The following is a 17,452-nucleotide window of genomic DNA, read 5'->3' as shown; positions in this document are numbered from 1 at the left end:
GAGCTGACAGATACTAATCGATCGAGGACTTAACCTAATGTCTAATGATGTCACACCTGTTATCTAGTTTTGAGAGAACACTCTCAATTGTTTGGTGGCGATAGCGAAGAGGTCACACCCGTTCCCATGCCGAACACGGAAGTTAAGCTCTTCAGCGCCGATGGTAGTCGGGGGTTTCCCCCTGTGAGAGTAGGACGCCGCCAAGCAATTAACGAAAGGGCAGCTCATATGAGCTGCCCTTTTTTGCGTTCTGCTTATTGGTATCATAAAATTTCATTTAGTTATATAATATAATAACTTCACAGAGAAATTTTAAGTGAATAATCAGGTTTTATGGATTTAGAAAATGGAAATACTTAAGATAGAGCGAGAAAGTTGAAAATTCTCGAAAAACACCTTATAGTAAGATTAAAGTCAAATATAGTCAAAGTCAATAAAGGAGGGGGTTGAGTGGGACATAATATTTCTGACATCATTGAACAGTACTTGAAACAAGTGTTAGATCAAAATGGCAAGGAAATTTTAGAAATTAAACGTAGTGAAATTGCAGATAAATTTCAATGTGTTCCTTCCCAAATAAATTATGTCATCAACACCAGATTTACAAGCGAGAGAGGATATATTGTTGAGAGCAAACGCGGGGGCGGCGGTTACATCAGAATCATTAAAATTAAAATGAATAATGAAGTTGTCCTAATCAATAATATTATTTCTCAAATTAATACCCATTTGTCTCAAGCAGCCTCTGATGACATTATTTTAAGGCTATTAGAAGACAAGGTGATTTCTGAAAGAGAAGCAAAAATGATGGTCAGCGTGATGGATCGCTCAGTACTGTACATTGATTTGCCTGAACGCGATGAATTAAGAGCGAGAATGATTAAAGCTATGCTGACCGCTTTAAAATTAAAATAAGCGGGTGAAAAGATTGATTTGTCAAGAGTGCAATGAGAGACCAGCCACTTTTCACTTTACAAAGGTTGTTAACGGAGAGAAAAAAGAGGTTCACATCTGCGAACAATGTGCAAAAGAACATAGCGATTCATATGGTATAAGTGCAAGTCATGGTTTCTCTATTCATAATTTACTATCAGGCTTACTGAACATGGATTCTTCATTTCAGAATGCTGGAACTCAAATGTTCAGCCATTCCGAGCAAATATCTGCTTGTCCGAAGTGCGGAATGACATTTCAGCAATTTAGAAAAACCGGCCGATTTGGCTGTGCCGAATGTTATAAAACATTTCATAGCAACATTACACCGATCTTACGCAAAGTTCACAGCGGAAACACTGTGCATGGCGGGAAAATACCGAAACGTATAGGCGGCAACCTGCATGTCAGACGACAGATCGATATGTTGAAAAAAGAATTAGAAGCTTTAATACTACAAGAAGAATTTGAAAATGCAGCCCATGTGAGAGATCAAATTCGTTCATTAGAACAGTCACTCAAAAGTACAGATAGTGAGGAGGAACAGGGGTAATGTCGCTAAAGCATTTTATTCAGGACGCATTAAGCAGTTGGATGAAGCAGAAAGGCCCTGAAAGTGACATTGTACTCAGCAGCCGCATACGTTTAGCTAGGAACTTTGAAAATATTCGATTCCCTACGCGATATTCCAATGAAGAAGCCTCATCCATCTTACAACAGTTTGAAGAACAGTTTTCAGAACAAGAAATTCCCGGTGTCGGCAAATTCCTTTTGATCAGAATGAACGACGCACAGCCTTTAGAAAAACGGGTGCTTGTTGAAAAGCATCTCATCAGCCCTAATTTGACAGAGTCTCCTTTTGGCGGCTGTTTGCTTTCTGAAAATGAGGAAGTAAGCGTCATGTTGAATGAGGAGGATCACATTAGAATTCAGTGTCTTTTCCCAGGTTTTCAGCTTCCGCAAGCAATGAAAGCCGCAAACCAAGTTGATGACTGGATTGAGGAAAAGGTTGATTATGCATTTAGTGAGCAAAGAGGTTACTTAACCAGCTGTCCTACAAATGTAGGTACGGGCTTAAGGGCTTCAGTCATGATGCATCTTCCGGCACTGGTTTTAACTAGGCAAATAAATCGAATTATACCGGCTATTAATCAATTAGGCTTAGTTGTTAGAGGAATTTATGGAGAAGGCAGCGAAGCAGTAGGAAATATCTTTCAAATTTCAAATCAAATCACGCTTGGAAAGTCGGAGCAGGATATTGTCGATGACCTTAACAGCGTAGCCGCCCAGCTGATTGAACAGGAACGATCTGCTCGAGAAGCGCTTTACCAAACCTCTAAGATTGAGCTTGAGGATCGTGTGTATCGATCCTATGGAGTCTTGTCCAATTGCCGGATGATAGAATCGAAAGAAACTGCAAAGTGTCTTTCAGATGTTCGGCTAGGTATAGACTTAGGCATTATAAAAGGACTTTCAAGCAATATACTTAATGAACTGATGATTTTAACACAGCCGGGATTTTTACAGCAGTACTCGGGAGGCGCTTTGCGTCCGAACGAAAGAGATATACGAAGAGCGGCTCTTATCAGAGAACGGCTTCACTTAGAAATGAATGGGAATAGACAGGAGGATGAATCGATATGATGTTTGGAAGATTTACAGAACGAGCTCAAAAGGTACTGGCGCTTGCACAAGAAGAAGCACTTCGTTTAGGTCATAACAATATCGGCACTGAGCATATTTTATTAGGACTGGTGCGAGAAGGAGAGGGCATCGCTGCTAAAGCACTTCAAGCGCTTGGACTTGGTTCAGATAAAATCCAAAAAGAAGTTGAGAGCTTAATTGGGCGCGGACAGGAAATGTCTCAAACGATTCATTATACTCCGAGAGCTAAAAAAGTTATTGAGCTATCAATGGATGAGGCCAGAAAACTCGGCCATTCTTATGTGGGAACAGAGCATATTCTTCTTGGGCTTATTCGCGAAGGTGAAGGTGTGGCTGCGAGAGTGCTTAACAATCTCGGAGTCAGCTTGAATAAAGCAAGACAGCAAGTGCTTCAGCTTCTTGGAAGTAATGAAACAGGTTCATCAGCGGCTGGAACAAACAGCAATGCGAATACGCCTACACTAGATAGCCTGGCAAGAGATTTAACAGCGATTGCGAAGGAAGACAGCCTTGATCCGGTTATCGGCAGAAGCAAAGAAATTCAGCGTGTCATTGAAGTGCTGAGCCGCAGAACGAAAAACAATCCTGTTCTGATTGGGGAACCGGGCGTAGGGAAAACGGCTATCGCAGAAGGTCTCGCACAGCAAATTATCAATAATGAAGTTCCCGAAATTTTACGGGATAAACGCGTTATGACATTAGACATGGGAACAGTTGTTGCCGGTACCAAATATCGCGGTGAATTTGAGGACCGCTTGAAAAAAGTTATGGATGAAATCCGTCAGGCAGGAAATATCATTCTATTCATTGATGAGCTCCATACACTAATCGGAGCGGGCGGAGCAGAAGGTGCCATTGATGCATCCAACATTTTGAAACCTTCACTTGCTCGCGGAGAACTTCAGTGCATTGGTGCGACAACTCTTGATGAGTACCGTAAATATATTGAAAAAGATGCAGCTCTGGAACGCCGTTTTCAGCCAATCCAGGTTGATCAGCCGTCTGTAGACGAAAGCATTCAAATCCTAAAAGGCTTGCGTGACCGATATGAAGCCCACCACCGCGTTTCTATCACTGACGAAGCCATTGAGGCTGCGGTTAAGCTTTCTGACAGATATATCTCTGACCGTTTCCTTCCGGATAAAGCTATTGACTTGATCGATGAAGCGGGTTCAAAGGTCAGACTGCGTTCCTTTACAACGCCTCCTAATTTAAAAGAGCTGGAACAGAAACTTGATGAAGTTCGTAAAGAGAAGGATGCTGCGGTGCAAAGCCAAGAATTTGAAAAAGCGGCTTCCTTGCGTGATACGGAACAGCGTTTGCGTGAACAAGTGGAAGATACGAAAAAATCATGGAAAGAGAAGCAGGGTCAGGAAAACTCAGAGGTTTCTGTGGATGATATTGCGATGGTTGTATCCAGCTGGACCGGGGTGCCTGTATCAAAAATCGCTCAAACTGAAACTGATAAGCTTCTTAATATGGAGAGCATTCTTCATTCCCGTGTCATCGGCCAAGATGAAGCTGTTGTAGCCGTTGCTAAAGCGGTCAGACGTGCAAGAGCAGGGCTAAAAGATCCTAAACGCCCAATCGGCTCATTCATATTCTTAGGCCCTACAGGTGTAGGTAAAACGGAGCTTGCACGGGCACTTGCTGAGTCTATCTTCGGTGATGAAGAAGCCATGATCAGAATTGATATGTCTGAATACATGGAAAAACACTCGACTTCTAGACTTGTAGGTTCACCTCCAGGGTATGTGGGATACGATGAGGGCGGGCAATTAACAGAGAAGGTAAGAAGAAAACCATACTCTGTTGTGCTTCTTGATGAGATTGAGAAAGCGCACCCTGACGTCTTCAATATCCTCCTCCAAGTTCTTGAAGACGGACGATTGACTGATTCTAAAGGCCGTACAGTTGATTTCCGCAACACGATTCTGATCATGACGTCAAACGTCGGAGCAAGTGAGCTGAAACGCAACAAATATGTCGGCTTCAACGTTCAGGATGAGACGCAAAATCATAAAGACATGAAGGATAAAGTGATGGGTGAGCTGAAACGTGCGTTCAGACCGGAATTCATCAACCGTATTGATGAAATTATCGTCTTCCATTCACTCGAGAAAAAACATCTGGCTGAAATCGTGTCATTGATGTCTGATCAATTAACGAAACGTCTTAAAGAACAGGACCTTTCTATTGAATTGACGGAAGCTGCGAAAGCAAAAGTCGCGGAAGAGGGCGTAGACCTTGAATACGGTGCCCGCCCGCTCAGAAGAGCCATTCAAAAACATGTGGAGGACCGATTATCTGAAGAGCTGCTCAGAGGTAACATTCATAAAGGACACCATATCGTTCTTGATGTAGAAGATGGCGAATTTGTCGTAAAAACGACTGCTAAAACGAATTAATATAGAAGATGAAAATGAGGCATACAGCATGTAAGTGTATGCCTCAATTTCGTATCAAGAAATAGAACAAGGGAGAGGTCTTACACTATTTATGGCTAAAACAAAATCTAAATTCATCTGCCAATCCTGCGGCTACGAGTCTCCAAAATGGATGGGGAAATGTCCGGGCTGCGGTGCTTGGAATACAATGGTGGAAGAAATGATTAAAAAAGCACCGGCCAATCGGAGAGCGGCTTTTTCTCATTCTGTTCAAACCGTACAGAAACCTTCCCCGATAACATCAATCGAAACATCAGAAGAACCCCGGGTTAAAACACAGCTTGGCGAGTTTAACAGAGTGCTCGGCGGCGGTGTGGTGAAGGGCTCACTTGTTTTAATTGGCGGGGACCCCGGCATCGGAAAATCGACCTTATTACTGCAAGTATCCGCTCAGTTATCTGGTTCAACACGTCATGTTCTGTACATTTCAGGAGAAGAATCGGTAAAACAAACGAAATTAAGAGCAGACCGCCTGGGCATAAATAATCCCTCACTGCATGTTTTATCCGAAACCGATATGGAGTATATTTCGTCTGCTATAGAAGAGATGAATCCAGCGTTTGTGGTTGTTGACTCTATTCAAACGGTTTATCAAAGCGATATCACATCGGCTCCCGGCAGTGTGTCACAGGTAAGAGAATGTACAGCCGAGCTGATGAAAATTGCAAAGACAAAAGGTATTCCGATATTTATTGTAGGTCACGTAACGAAAGAAGGATCCATAGCGGGGCCGAGACTGCTGGAGCATATGGTTGACACTGTTTTATACTTTGAAGGAGAACGTCACCATACTTTCCGAATCTTACGGGCTGTAAAAAACCGCTTTGGTTCTACAAACGAAATGGGTATTTTTGAAATGCGGGAAGAAGGGCTCACTGAGGTACTGAATCCTTCAGAGATCTTCTTAGAAGAGCGTTCGGCGGGATCTGCGGGGTCGAGCATAACGGCTTCTATGGAAGGTACAAGGCCGATTCTTGTTGAAATTCAGGCGCTCATCTCGCCAACAAGCTTTGGCAATCCGCGGCGCATGGCAACAGGGATAGATCATAACAGGGTGTCACTGTTAATGGCTGTGTTAGAAAAAAGAGTAGGTCTGCTGCTGCAAAATCAGGATGCATATTTGAAGGTAGCGGGCGGCGTCAAACTTGATGAACCTGCGATTGATCTTGCTATAGCGGTCAGTATCGCATCAAGCTTTAGAGACACACCTCCAAATCCTGCAGATTGCTTTATAGGAGAAGTGGGATTAACCGGAGAAGTCCGTCGGGTATCAAGGATTGAACAGCGTGTAAAAGAAGCGGCAAAGCTTGGTTTTAAACGCATGATCATACCTGCGGCAAATCTGGATGGATGGACGAAACCAAAAGGGATTGAGGTCATCGGAGTAGCAAATGTTGCAGAGGCACTTCGTACTTCATTAGGAGGATAATAGATGGAAAAAGAGAAAAAAGGGGCGAAACATGAGTTAGACCTGTCTTCTATTTTGCAGTTTGTTGCTCCTGGAACACCGCTTAGAGCGGGGATAGAAAATGTACTGAGAGCAAATACAGGCGGTCTGATTGTTGTTGGATATAATGATAAAGTAAAAGAAGTGGTGGATGGCGGTTTCCACATTAACACTGCTTTTTCTCCGGCGCATTTATATGAACTGGCTAAAATGGATGGTGCGATTATTTTAAGTGATTCTGGTCAAAAGATCCTATATGCCAATACACAATTGATGCCAGAAGCCACAATTTCTTCGTCAGAAACAGGAATGCGGCACCGCACCGCCGAAAGAGTAGCTAAGCAAACCGGCTGTCTCGTTATCGCAATTTCTGAGAGAAGAAATGTCATAACGTTATATCAGGAAAGTATGAAGTATACACTAAAAGACATAGGGTTTATTTTAACAAAAGCGAATCAAGCCATTCAAACTCTAGAAAAATATAAAACAATTCTGGACAAAACGATTAATGCACTAAACGCATTAGAGTTTGAGGAACTCGTTACATTCAGCGATGTTCTGTCTGTGATGCACCGTTATGAAATGGTGCTGCGAATCAAAAATGAAATCAACATGTATATCAGGGAACTGGGAACAGAAGGTCATTTGATTAAGCTGCAGGTCATCGAACTGATTACTGATATGGAAGAAGAGGCTGCTTTATTTATTAAGGATTATGTGAAAGAAAAAATTAAAGATCCATTTGTCCTTTTAAAAGAGCTGCAGGATATGTCCAGCTATGATTTGCTTGACGATTCCATTGTTTATAAGCTGCTTGGTTATCCGGCTTCTACAAATCTTGATGACTATGTTCTGCCTAGAGGATACAGGCTGCTAAATAAGATTCCGCGCCTTCCGATGCCGATTGTGGAGAATGTGGTGGAGGCATTTGGCGTCCTGCCGAGAATTATTGAGGCCAGTGCAGAAGAATTAGATGAAGTAGAGGGTATCGGTGAAGTACGAGCCCAAAAAATCAAAAAGGGCTTAAAACGCCTTCAAGAGAAGCATTATTTAGACAGGCAGCTATGATTTTCGGTTAAAACCATATCTTTACGGGTATATTATTGTTGGTTTTTGTTTATTCTGATATTCGTAGGTTGCGTAAAATCTTGTGAAATACAACAATTTTCTTTAAAGGAGGTGGGGGTATGTTAAAACGAATAGTTCAGGCGTTCTTCATTATCTTCGGCGGCGTTGTTGGTATATTTTTAATACCTGAATTGTTTGTACTGTTAAGTTTACAGGACATACCTTTAATAACAAACGCATATACGTCTGCGGCAATAGGTGCAATTATCTTTTTTCTCATCAGTATATGGGGTACAGATTACGTTGTGAACTGGGTGAAGTGGATAGAGGATTCATTATTAAAAGCGCCGGTTCCAGATTTGTTATTTGGAAGTCTTGGCTTAGTATTTGGACTTATAATTGCTTATCTTATCGTAAACGTTATTCCTTTAGACAATATACCTTACCGCATACTCAGCACAATCATCCCTGTGTTTTTAGCATTCTTTCTCGGTTATCTTGGCTTTCAGGTGGGCTTTAAGAAAAAGGATGAATTGATCAGCCTATTCTCCATTTCCGCCAGAATGCAAAAGAAAAAAGGAACTGCCGATGAAGAGAACGAGGTCCAAGACAAAAAGCTGAAAATCCTGGACACAAGTGTTATTATTGATGGGAGAATTGCGGATATTTGCCAGACTGGTTTTTTAGAGGGAATTATCGTGATTCCGCAGTTTGTCCTTGAGGAATTGCAGCATATCGCTGACTCCTCAGATGTGTTAAAACGCAACAGAGGGCGCCGCGGTCTTGATATCCTGAACCGCATTCAGAAAGAATTAGATATTAAAGTTGAAATTTATGAAGGTGACTTTGAAGATATTCAGGAGGTTGACAGCAAGCTGGTCAAACTCGCTAAGCTGACATCCGGAGTCGTTGTGACGAATGATTTTAATTTAAATAAAGTGTGCGAGCTTCAGAAGGTAGCAGTGTTAAACATTAATGACCTTGCCAACGCGGTCAAGCCTGTTGTGCTTCCGGGTGAGGAAATGAATGTTCAGGTCATTAAAGACGGCAAAGAGCATAATCAGGGAGTCGCTTACTTGGATGACGGCACTATGATTGTCGTTGAAGAAGGACGGAATTATATCGGCAAACACATTGATGTTCTCGTCACAAGCGTGCTGCAGACAGCAGCGGGACGAATGATTTTTGCCAAGCCTAAGCTGTTGGAGAAGGCGCTGTAAAGGGAGAAAAAACAATGAATTATGATGTGGTAATTCTTGCGGCCGGACAGGGGAAACGGATGAAGGCAGGGAGAAATAAACTGTTTATCGAGCTGAAAGGAGACCCGGTGATCATTCACACTTTACGGGTGTTTGACAGCCATCGTTCGTGCGGCAGAATCATTTTGGTGATTAACGAGCGCGAACGGGACGACTTTCAGCAATTGCTGAATCAATATCCGTTTCAAACCGCTATCGAGCTTGTAGCAGGCGGAGATGAACGCCAGCACAGTGTTTATAAAGGGCTCAAAGCCGTTAAACAAGAAAAGATTGTCCTCGTTCACGACGGCGCTCGCCCTTTTATAAAGCATGACCAGATTGACGAACTGATTGCTGAAGCGGAGCAGACCGGAGCGGCCATCCTGGCTGTTCCGGTAAAAGATACGATTAAACGCGTTCAAGATTTAGAAGTCAGTGAGACGATTGAACGTTCAAGCTTGTGGGCTGTCCAAACGCCACAAGCTTTTCGTCTTTCTTTATTGATGGAGGCTCACGCTGAGGCAGAGCGCAGAGGGTTTTTAGGAACGGATGACGCCAGTCTCGTCGAACAGCTTGAGGGCCGTTCGGTTCGTGTTGTAGAAGGTAACTATACAAATATTAAGCTGACGACTCCTGATGATTTAACGTCAGCTGAAGCTATCATGGAAGCAGAAAGTGGGAATAATCATGTTTAGAATCGGACAAGGTTTTGATGTGCACCAATTAGTAGAGGGCCGGCCTCTCATTATCGGCGGAGTTGAAATCCCGTATGAAAAAGGATTGCTCGGACATTCTGACGCGGATGTATTATTGCACACCGTTGCTGACGCATGCCTCGGAGCTGTCGGGGAGGGCGACATCGGCAAGCATTTCCCTGATACAGATTCGGAGTTCAAGGATGCTGATTCGTTTAAATTACTTCAGCATGTCTGGGGGATTGTGAAACAGAAAGGGTATGTACTTGGAAATATTGACTGTACGATCATTGCACAGAAGCCGAAGATGGCGCCGTACATAGAAGGCATGAGAAAAAGAATCGCCGAAGGGCTTGAGGCAGAGGTCTCCCAAGTGAATGTTAAAGCGACCACAACCGAAAAGCTTGGATTTACAGGAAGGGCGGAAGGAATAGCCGCTCAAGCCACAGTGCTGATACAAAAAGGCTAACTTGTTTTGATGCCCGGTCTATTTGGTGGTAGAATAGATGCATACATTTAGCCTGAGGCCATACATGAGATGAAAGGAAGTATATGAAATGGGAAACGAAGTACGCGTCCGTTATGCACCGAGTCCAACAGGACATTTGCATATTGGAAATGCCAGAACGGCGCTTTTTAATTATTTATTTGCCCGCAACCAAGGCGGCAAGTTTATTATCCGTGTTGAGGACACTGATAAAAAACGCAACATTGAGGGCGGAGAACAAAGCCAGCTCAACTATTTAAAATGGCTTGGCATCGACTGGGATGAGAGTGTGGATGTCGGCGGAGATTACGGCCCATACCGTCAGTCCGAGCGTAATGATATCTATAAGGTTTACTATGAAGAGCTGCTTGAAAAAGGGCTTGCTTATAAATGTTTCTGTACGGAAGAAGAACTTGAAAAAGAACGTGAAGAGCAGATTGCCCGCGGAGAGATGCCGCGTTATTCCGGAAAGCACAGAGATCTGACTCAGGAAGAACAGGAAAAATTCCTTGCAGAGGGCAGAAAGCCGAGTATTCGTTTCCGCGTCCCTGAAGGAAAAATCATTGCGTTCAATGATATTGTAAAAGGTGAAATTTCTTTCGAATCTGATGGCATCGGCGACTTTGTTATTGTGAAAAAAGACGGAACGCCGACTTATAACTTTGCAGTAGCTGTGGATGACTATCTAATGAAAATGACGCACGTGCTGCGCGGTGAGGACCATATTTCGAATACACCAAAACAGATCATGATCTTTCAAGCGTTCGGCTGGGATATTCCTCAGTTCGGCCACATGACGCTGATTGTAAATGAAAGCCGTAAAAAGCTCAGCAAACGTGATGAATCAATTATTCAATTCATTGAGCAATATAAAGAGCTTGGCTACTTGCCGGAGGCGCTGTTCAACTTTATCGGCCTGCTGGGCTGGTCGCCGGTGGGAGAAGAAGAGCTTTTCACAAAAGAAGAGTTTATTGAAATTTTTGATGTGAATCGTTTATCTAAATCACCAGCTTTGTTTGATATGCATAAGCTGAAATGGGTCAACAACCAATATGTGAAAAAATTGGATCTTGATCAGGTTGTTGAGCTTACGCTTCCGCATCTTCAAAAAGCCGGTAAAGTTGGCAATGAACTATCTCCTGAAGAACAAGAATGGGTTCGTAAACTGATTTCTCTATATCATGAGCAATTGAGCTACGGTGCGGAAATTGTTGAGCTGACTGATTTGTTCTTTACGGATGAGATCGAGTATAATCAAGAAGCAAAAGCTGTTTTAGAAGAAGAACAGGTGCCTGAAGTGCTCAGCACATTTGCTGCGAAGCTTGAAGAGCTGGAGGAGTTCACTCCGGACCAGATCAAAGCTTCTATCAAAGCAGTGCAGAAAGAAACAGGTCATAAAGGGAAAAAACTGTTTATGCCGATCCGTGTTGCTGTAACAGGCCAAACTCACGGTCCTGAGCTTCCGCAATCAATTGAACTGATTGGAAAAGAATCTGCAATTCAGCGGTTGAAAAATATCTAAATAGATGATTGTTGACAGGGAAGAGTATAAAGCTTTAGACCAATACAGAAAGGATCTTCATTGGCTGAGAGAGATCCAGGAGTCGGGTTTTAGAAGTGCGCCCTTAAGACCTTTGAAGAACGTTTTTTGAAATCAGTATTCAAAGGCGGCCGCCGCCGTTACAGGCTGAAGTTGGGAGAGCAGGAGTCTGCTTTTCAAACAGAGTGGAACCGCGCGGTCAAAGCGTCTCTGTCATGTTTACATGCAGAGGCGCTTTTTTTATTGGGCCTAGAGGAAATAGATAGATGATAGCGGGTAGAATGGGGGGAAGCATGTGTTTTTTAAAATGCTCAAAGAAGACATTGATACGGTGTTCGATCAAGATCCTGCAGCACGAAGTTATTTTGAAGTGATTTTAACTTATTCCGGTTTACATGCTATATGGGCGCATCGGATTGCACATGCTTTATATAAACGAAAATTTTATTTCCTTGCACGCCTTATATCTCAGGTGAGCCGATTTTTTACAGGAATTGAAATCCATCCAGGGGCTACGATCGGAAGAAGATTTTTCATAGACCATGGGATGGGGGTTGTCATTGGGGAGACATGTGAAATCGGCAATAACGTAACCGTTTTTCAGGGGGTTACCCTCGGAGGAACGGGGAAAGAAAGGGGCAAAAGGCATCCGACAATTAAAGATGACGCATTGATAGCGACAGGTGCTAAAGTGCTCGGTTCAATAACTGTCGGTGAAGGCTCTAAAATAGGGGCTGGTTCAGTTGTGCTGCACGATGTTCCGGACTACTCTACAGTTGTCGGCATCCCGGGAAGGGTTGTCGTGCAAAACGGCAAGAAAATCAAACGGGATTTAAACCACCAGGATTTACCCGATCCGGTTGCTGACCGGTTTAAGTCTTTGGAACAGCAGATTTTAGAGCTGAAGACGGAACTTGAAGACAGAAAAGAAAGGATTAATCAAAAATGACAATCACTCTTTATAATACATTGACTAGACAGAAGGAAACATTTGTTCCTCTTGAAGAGGGAAAAGTGAAAATGTACGTGTGCGGACCGACGGTTTACAATTATATTCATATTGGAAATGCCCGTCCGGCCATCGTTTATGACACGGTTCGAAACTATTTGGAGTATAAAGGCTACGATGTCCAATATGTCTCTAATTTCACAGATGTAGATGATAAATTAATTAAAGCGGCAAATGAACTTGGTGAAGATGTTCCGACCATTTCTGAGCGTTTTATTAAGGCATACTTTGAAGATGTGGGCGCTCTTGGCTGCAGAAAAGCGGACCTTCATCCGCGCGTCATGGAAAACATGGACGCGATTATTGATTTCATAGATCAGCTGGTAAAAAAGGGCTATGCTTATGAATCTGAAGGTGACGTTTATTTCAAAACAAGAGCATTTGAGGGATACGGAAAGCTCTCGCAGCAATCGATTGATGAATTGAGATCTGGCGCGCGCATCCGAGTTGGCGAGAAAAAAGAAGATGCTCTTGATTTCGCTCTGTGGAAAGCGGCTAAAGAAGGAGAAATCTCTTGGGATAGCCCTTGGGGGAAAGGACGTCCGGGCTGGCACATCGAATGCTCTGCGATGGTGAAAAAGTACTTAGGTGATCAAATTGATATCCATGCAGGCGGCCAGGATTTAACATTCCCTCACCATGAAAATGAAATTGCTCAATCAGAAGCGCTGACTGGCAAAACATTTGCGAAATACTGGCTTCATAACGGCTATATCAATATCGATAATGAAAAAATGTCAAAATCACTCGGCAACTTTGTGCTTGTGCATGACATTATTAAACAGCATGATCCGCAGCTGCTCAGATTCTTTATGCTGTCTGTTCACTATCGTCACCCAATTAACTATTCAGAAGAGCTTCTGGAGAACACAAAGAGCGCGTTTAACCGGTTGAAAACAGCGTACAGCAACCTTCAGCACCGTTTAAACAGCAGCACGAATTTAACAGAAGATGATGATAAATGGCTTGCAAAGATTGAAGAACATCGAACAGCATTTGAAGAAGCAATGGATGATGATTTTAATACAGCGAATGCCATTTCTGTTTTATTCGATTTGGCGAAGAATGCGAACTATTATCTTCAGGAAGATCATACGGCAGATCACGTTATTACAGCGTTTATTGACATGTTTGACCGAATTGTTTCTGTCCTCGGTTTCTCATTGGGTGAGCAGGAGCTTCTGGATCAAGAGATTGAAGATTTGATTGAAAAAAGAAATGAAGCGCGCCGCAATCGTGATTTTGCTCTGTCTGATCAGATCCGCGACCAGCTGAAAAGCATGGATATCATTCTTGAAGATACAGCTCAAGGCACTCGCTGGAAACGAGGAGAATAACGGATGCTTGATTTTGAAACGATAAAAGATTCAAAGCAGCTTAACGGCCTTGCGCTTGCTTATATAGGTGATGCCATTTTTGAAGTTTATGTGAGGCATCACCTGCTTAAGCAGGGATTTACCAAACCAAATGATCTTCACAAGAAATCAAGCCGGATCGTATCGGCAAAGTCACAGGCTGAGATCCTTTTCTTTCTGCGGAATCAATCATTTTTCACGGAAGAAGAGGAAGCGGTGCTGAAAAGAGGCAGAAATGCCAAGTCGGGAACGATACCTAAAAATACAGATGTGCAGACGTACCGCTACAGTACAGCATTTGAAGCACTGCTGGGCTATCTTTTTCTTGAGAAAAAAGAAGAAAGACTGAATCAGCTTGTTGCTGAAGCTATACAATTCGGAACGGTCAGGGAGGAAAACAAATGAGTCAGCAACATGATTACGTCATAGGAAAAAATGCAGTGATCGAGACGTTAAAATCAGATCGCAAGCTGTATAAGCTGTGGATGGCGGAAAACACCGTAAAGGGACAAGCACAGCAGGTGATTGAGCTCGCGAAAAAGCAGGGCATCACCATTCAATACGTCCCTAGAAAAAAACTTGACCAAATGGTGACGGGGCAGCACCAAGGTGTAGTGGCGCAGGTCGCAGCGTATGAGTACGCGGAACTGGACGACTTATATAAAGCGGCAGAGGAAAGAAATGAACATCCTTTCTTTCTCATTCTGGACGAGCTTGAGGACCCTCATAATCTCGGTTCAATTATGAGAACAGCTGATGCAGTCGGCGCCCATGGCATTGTAATTCCAAAACGCAGAGCTGTCGGTCTGACAACTACAGTGGCAAAGGCTTCAACAGGCGCAATTGAGCATATTCCAGTGGCGAAGGTCACCAATTTGGCGCGAACGCTAGAGGAAATGAAAGAGCGGGGAATCTGGGTTGTCGGAACGGATGCATCCGCGCGGGAGGATTACCGCACAATGGACGGCAGCATGCCTTTGGCTCTCGTCATCGGAAGTGAAGGAAAAGGAATGGGACGCCTGATTAAAGAAAAATGTGATTTTCTTATTAAACTCCCGATGGCAGGTAAAGTTACTTCACTCAATGCATCTGTAGCGGCGGGGCTTTTGATGTATGAAGTCTACCGGAAGCGAAACCCTCTGGGAGAATAATGATCAATGGATATCCTGTTAGTAGACGGATACAACATGATTGGAGCCTGGCCGCAGCTGAAGGATTTAAAAGCGAACAGTTTTGAAGAGGCGAGAGACGTACTGATTCAGAAAATGGCGGAATATCAATCGTATACAGGAAACAGGGTTATTGTCGTATTTGACGCGCATCTTGTGAAGGGAATTGAGAAAAAACAGACTAACCACAGAGTTGAAGTGATTTTCACAAAAGAAAATGAGACTGCGGATGAGCGGATAGAAAAGCTGGCACAGGATCTGAATAACATTGCGACTCAAATTCACGTTGCGACCTCTGACTACACTGAGCAGTGGGCGATTTTCGGACAGGGGGCATTGCGAAAATCGGCCCGGGAGCTCTTGAGAGAGGTAGAAGCGATAGAAAGGCGAATTGAAAGGCGGGTAAGAAAGATCACTTCTGAAAAGCCAGCGGGTAAAATTGCTTTATCGGAAGAGGTTTTGAAAACGTTTGAAAAATGGCGGAGGGGCGACTTAGATTAAGTTGACGCTTTTTTGTCCAGTAATGTATAATATTTCTATCTACGTGCGCCGGGGGGATCGGAGTGAATCTACAGAACAACAAGGGAAAATTCAACAAAGAGCAGTTTTGCCAGTTGGAGGACGAGCAGGTCATTGAAAAGGTTCATGTTGGGGACAGTGATGCGTTAGATTACTTGATTACGAAGTACCGAAACTTTGTTCGTGCAAAAGCAAGATCCTATTTTTTAATAGGTGCGGACAGAGAAGATATTGTTCAGGAAGGAATGATAGGCCTCTATAAGTCTATTCGTGACTTCAAAGAGGACAAGCTTACCTCTTTCAAAGCTTTCGCAGAATTATGTATTACCCGCCAAATTATTACCGCAATAAAGACAGCTACTCGCCAGAAGCACATTCCTTTGAATTCCTACGTCTCATTAGATAAACCGATTTTTGATGAAGAATCAGATCGAACGCTGCTTGATGTCATTTCGGGAGCGAAAACGTTAAACCCAGAAGAAATGATTATCAATCAGGAAGAATTTGATGATATTGAAATGAAAATGGGAGAACTTTTAAGTGATTTAGAGAGAAAAGTACTTGTATTATATCTAGACGGAAGAAGCTACCAAGAGATTTCAGATGAGCTGAACCGCCATGTCAAATCGATCGATAACGCCCTTCAGCGAGTCAAACGCAAGCTGGAGAAGTACCTGGAAATTCGCGAGATCAGTTTGTAATAGGGATTTATGGTATATTGACAGTATTTTTCTGACTATGATATGTTACTTAAGATAAGAACTAATGTCTATTTAGAAAAAGGTGTAATGACATGAGAAAAAAGATTACGTTAGCATGCAAAACATGCGGAAACCGTAACTATACGACAATGAAGAGCTCTGCATCAGCGGCTGAGCGATTAGAAGTAAAGAAATACTGCAGTACTTGCAATTCACATACATCTCATCTTGAAACAAAATAGTGTTTGCGCTTTTAAATTGTGGAGGTCTTTTACATGCGTATTATGAGATTCTTTAAAGATGTTGGGAAAGAAATGAAAAAGGTAAGCTGGCCTAAAGGAAAAGAGTTAACTCGCTATACCATCACGGTTATTTCAACAGTTATCTTTTTTATTATCTTTTTTGCCCTCCTTGACACAGGAATTTCTCAATTAATTCGTTTAATAGTTGAATAATGATCAGCAATACGTGCTATAATAGATCATAATATCACTTGCCAAAACCCGTTCAGCGGGTTTTTTATTGTGGGTTAAAAATGAAAGTTATCATAGGCTTACCGCCTATTTTTTGCATGAAGCGTTATGGTAGTACACTAAAACCAAATGCGGGGAGGGAAGGACTGGACAGTCCTGAAGAGAATGGAAAAGAATTGGTATGTTGTTCACACGTACTCTGGTTATGAGAACAAAGTAAAAGCCAACTTGGAAAAACGTGTTGAATCAATGGGGATGCAGGATAAGATTTTTCGTGTAGTCGTACCTGAAGAAGAAGAGACGGATATCAAAAACGGCAAGAAAAAAGTCGTTAAAAAGAAAGTATTCCCTGGTTACGTCCTTGTTGAAATCGTAATGACGGATGATTCTTGGTATGTTGTCCGCAATACACCAGGTGTTACTGGATTCGTAGGTTCTGCCGGCTCTGGTTCAAAACCGACGGCGCTTCTTCCTGGCGAAGCAGAAACCATTCTGAAGAGAATGGGTATGGACGAACGCAAAACTGACATTGACTTTGAATTAAAAGAGACAGTGAAAGTGATAGACGGACCTTTTGCCAACTTTACGGGATCAATTGAAGAGATTGACTACGATAAAAGCAAGGTTAAAGTTTTCGTTAATATGTTCGGCCGTGAAACGCCGGTTGAGCTGGAATTTACCCAGATCGACAAATTGTAATGTGAAA

The 17,452-nt window shown here is 42.8% G+C and carries 18 protein-coding genes, 1 rRNA gene, 1 pseudogene and 1 other annotated feature; all 20 genes and pseudogenes read left to right on the top strand.

Going from position 1 to position 17,452, the window contains the following annotated elements; genetic code table 11:
- The first annotated feature begins 90 nt into the window (after window positions 1–90).
- The 20 genes and pseudogenes from rrf to nusG all read left to right on the top strand — a co-directional run bounded on the left by rrf (window position 91) and on the right by nusG (window position 17,445).
- Window positions 91–206: ribosomal RNA gene (gene rrf, locus LNN34_RS15810) — 5S ribosomal RNA — on the top strand.
- A gap of 244 nt (window positions 207–450) precedes the next feature.
- Entirely contained in the window at window positions 451–915 is a 465-nt protein-coding gene (gene ctsR / locus LNN34_RS15805) for a transcriptional regulator CtsR (RefSeq protein WP_229043790.1), read from the top strand.
- Between the two features lie 13 nt (window positions 916–928).
- Complete coding sequence (mcsA, locus tag LNN34_RS15800) at window positions 929–1,486, top strand: protein-arginine kinase activator protein McsA (protein WP_044153451.1); 558 nt, start codon at window positions 929–931, stop codon at window positions 1,484–1,486.
- Window positions 1,486–2,577, top strand: coding sequence for a protein arginine kinase (locus LNN34_RS15795; RefSeq protein WP_059291687.1), 1,092 nt, complete (start codon window positions 1,486–1,488; stop codon window positions 2,575–2,577). The genes mcsA and LNN34_RS15795 overlap by 1 nt, the downstream gene beginning before the upstream one ends.
- A complete protein-coding gene (gene clpC / locus LNN34_RS15790) occupies window positions 2,574–5,006 on the top strand; it encodes an ATP-dependent protease ATP-binding subunit ClpC (RefSeq protein ID WP_010332750.1) in 2,433 nt (810 codons plus the stop codon). Before LNN34_RS15795 ends, clpC begins: the two co-directional genes overlap by 4 nt.
- 91 nt (window positions 5,007–5,097) lie before the next feature.
- Window positions 5,098–6,474, top strand: coding sequence for a DNA repair protein RadA (gene radA / locus LNN34_RS15785; RefSeq protein ID WP_044153447.1), 1,377 nt, complete (start codon window positions 5,098–5,100; stop codon window positions 6,472–6,474).
- 3 nt (window positions 6,475–6,477) lie between these two features.
- Window positions 6,478–7,560 carry a DNA integrity scanning diadenylate cyclase DisA gene (gene disA / locus LNN34_RS15780; RefSeq protein ID WP_003242042.1) on the top strand — a complete coding sequence of 361 codons (1,083 nt, stop codon included), beginning with the start codon at window positions 6,478–6,480 and terminating at the stop codon, window positions 7,558–7,560.
- 119 nt (window positions 7,561–7,679) lie between these two features.
- Window positions 7,680–8,780: a PIN/TRAM domain-containing protein gene (locus LNN34_RS15775; protein ID WP_044153446.1), complete on the top strand. Its 1,101-nt coding sequence runs from the start codon at window positions 7,680–7,682 to the stop codon at window positions 8,778–8,780.
- Between the two features lie 14 nt (window positions 8,781–8,794).
- The gene (ispD, locus tag LNN34_RS15770) at window positions 8,795–9,493 is read left to right on the top strand and encodes a 2-C-methyl-D-erythritol 4-phosphate cytidylyltransferase (protein WP_229043789.1); all 699 of its coding nucleotides are present in this window, start codon (window positions 8,795–8,797) and stop codon (window positions 9,491–9,493) included.
- Window positions 9,486–9,962, top strand: coding sequence for a 2-C-methyl-D-erythritol 2,4-cyclodiphosphate synthase (gene ispF, locus LNN34_RS15765; protein WP_229043787.1), 477 nt, complete (start codon window positions 9,486–9,488; stop codon window positions 9,960–9,962). Before ispD ends, ispF begins: the two co-directional genes overlap by 8 nt.
- Before the next feature lie 88 nt (window positions 9,963–10,050).
- On the top strand, window positions 10,051–11,502 hold the full coding sequence (gltX, locus tag LNN34_RS15760; protein ID WP_229043785.1) for a glutamate--tRNA ligase: 1,452 nt from the start codon (window positions 10,051–10,053) through the stop codon (window positions 11,500–11,502).
- Window positions 11,503–11,504: 2 nt separating this feature from the next.
- Window positions 11,505–11,735 (top strand) — a binding site (T-box leader).
- Window positions 11,736–11,815: 80 nt separating this feature from the next.
- On the top strand, window positions 11,816–12,469 hold the full coding sequence (gene cysE, locus LNN34_RS15755; RefSeq protein WP_059336716.1) for a serine O-acetyltransferase: 654 nt from the start codon (window positions 11,816–11,818) through the stop codon (window positions 12,467–12,469).
- Window positions 12,466–13,866, top strand: a complete 1,401-nt coding sequence (cysS, locus tag LNN34_RS15750) for a cysteine--tRNA ligase (protein ID WP_059291692.1) — start codon at window positions 12,466–12,468, stop codon at window positions 13,864–13,866. The genes cysE and cysS overlap by 4 nt, the downstream gene beginning before the upstream one ends.
- Window positions 13,867–13,869: 3 nt before the next feature.
- Window positions 13,870–14,302 (top strand): annotated as a pseudogene (locus LNN34_RS15745) (mini-ribonuclease 3).
- Entirely contained in the window at window positions 14,286–15,035 is a 750-nt protein-coding gene (gene rlmB, locus LNN34_RS15740) for a 23S rRNA (guanosine(2251)-2'-O)-methyltransferase RlmB (protein ID WP_044153433.1), read from the top strand. Before LNN34_RS15745 ends, rlmB begins: the two are co-directional and overlap by 17 nt.
- Before the next feature lie 6 nt (window positions 15,036–15,041).
- Complete coding sequence (rae1, locus tag LNN34_RS15735) at window positions 15,042–15,554, top strand: ribosome-dependent mRNA decay endonuclease Rae1/YacP (protein WP_044153431.1); 513 nt, start codon at window positions 15,042–15,044, stop codon at window positions 15,552–15,554.
- Between the two features lie 62 nt (window positions 15,555–15,616).
- Entirely contained in the window at window positions 15,617–16,273 is a 657-nt protein-coding gene (gene sigH / locus LNN34_RS15730; protein ID WP_003225758.1) for an RNA polymerase sporulation sigma factor SigH, read from the top strand.
- Window positions 16,274–16,365: 92 nt separating this feature from the next.
- The gene (rpmG, locus tag LNN34_RS15725) at window positions 16,366–16,515 is read left to right on the top strand and encodes a 50S ribosomal protein L33 (protein WP_044153430.1); all 150 of its coding nucleotides are present in this window, start codon (window positions 16,366–16,368) and stop codon (window positions 16,513–16,515) included.
- A 33-nt stretch (window positions 16,516–16,548) separates the two neighbouring features.
- Window positions 16,549–16,728, top strand: a complete 180-nt coding sequence (gene secE, locus LNN34_RS15720; RefSeq protein WP_010327716.1) for a preprotein translocase subunit SecE — start codon at window positions 16,549–16,551, stop codon at window positions 16,726–16,728.
- Window positions 16,729–16,911: 183 nt separating this feature from the next.
- Window positions 16,912–17,445, top strand: coding sequence for a transcription termination/antitermination protein NusG (gene nusG, locus LNN34_RS15715; RefSeq protein WP_010332761.1), 534 nt, complete (start codon window positions 16,912–16,914; stop codon window positions 17,443–17,445).
- The last annotated feature ends 7 nt before the right edge of the window (window positions 17,446–17,452 follow it).

This window comes from Bacillus sp. AF23, assembly GCF_020861455.1.
In the GTDB taxonomy this organism is placed as follows: Bacteria; Bacillota; Bacilli; order Bacillales; family Bacillaceae; genus Bacillus; species Bacillus halotolerans.
The sequence above is the reverse complement of the archived record's forward strand: the minus strand, read 5'-3'. Positions and strand labels throughout refer to the sequence as shown.

Excerpts from the sequence above, each read along its gene's own strand:
- LNN34_RS15795 (WP_059291687.1), top strand. The coding sequence starts at position 1,486 with ATGTCGCTAAAGCATTTTATTCAGGACGCATTAAGCAGTTGGATGAAG.
- clpC (WP_010332750.1), top strand. The coding sequence starts at position 2,574 with ATGATGTTTGGAAGATTTACAGAACGAGCTCAAAAGGTACTGGCGCTT.
- radA (WP_044153447.1), top strand. The coding sequence starts at position 5,098 with ATGGCTAAAACAAAATCTAAATTCATCTGCCAATCCTGCGGCTACGAG.
- disA (WP_003242042.1), top strand. The coding sequence starts at position 6,478 with ATGGAAAAAGAGAAAAAAGGGGCGAAACATGAGTTAGACCTGTCTTCT.
- LNN34_RS15775 (WP_044153446.1), top strand. The coding sequence starts at position 7,680 with ATGTTAAAACGAATAGTTCAGGCGTTCTTCATTATCTTCGGCGGCGTT.
- ispD (WP_229043789.1), top strand. The coding sequence starts at position 8,795 with ATGAATTATGATGTGGTAATTCTTGCGGCCGGACAGGGGAAACGGATG.
- ispF (WP_229043787.1), top strand. The coding sequence starts at position 9,486 with ATGTTTAGAATCGGACAAGGTTTTGATGTGCACCAATTAGTAGAGGGC.
- gltX (WP_229043785.1), top strand. The coding sequence starts at position 10,051 with ATGGGAAACGAAGTACGCGTCCGTTATGCACCGAGTCCAACAGGACAT.
- cysS (WP_059291692.1), top strand. The coding sequence starts at position 12,466 with ATGACAATCACTCTTTATAATACATTGACTAGACAGAAGGAAACATTT.
- rlmB (WP_044153433.1), top strand. The coding sequence starts at position 14,286 with ATGAGTCAGCAACATGATTACGTCATAGGAAAAAATGCAGTGATCGAG.
- rae1 (WP_044153431.1), top strand. The coding sequence starts at position 15,042 with ATGGATATCCTGTTAGTAGACGGATACAACATGATTGGAGCCTGGCCG.
- rpmG (WP_044153430.1), top strand. The coding sequence starts at position 16,366 with ATGAGAAAAAAGATTACGTTAGCATGCAAAACATGCGGAAACCGTAAC.
- secE (WP_010327716.1), top strand. The coding sequence starts at position 16,549 with ATGCGTATTATGAGATTCTTTAAAGATGTTGGGAAAGAAATGAAAAAG.
- nusG (WP_010332761.1), top strand. The coding sequence starts at position 16,912 with ATGGAAAAGAATTGGTATGTTGTTCACACGTACTCTGGTTATGAGAAC.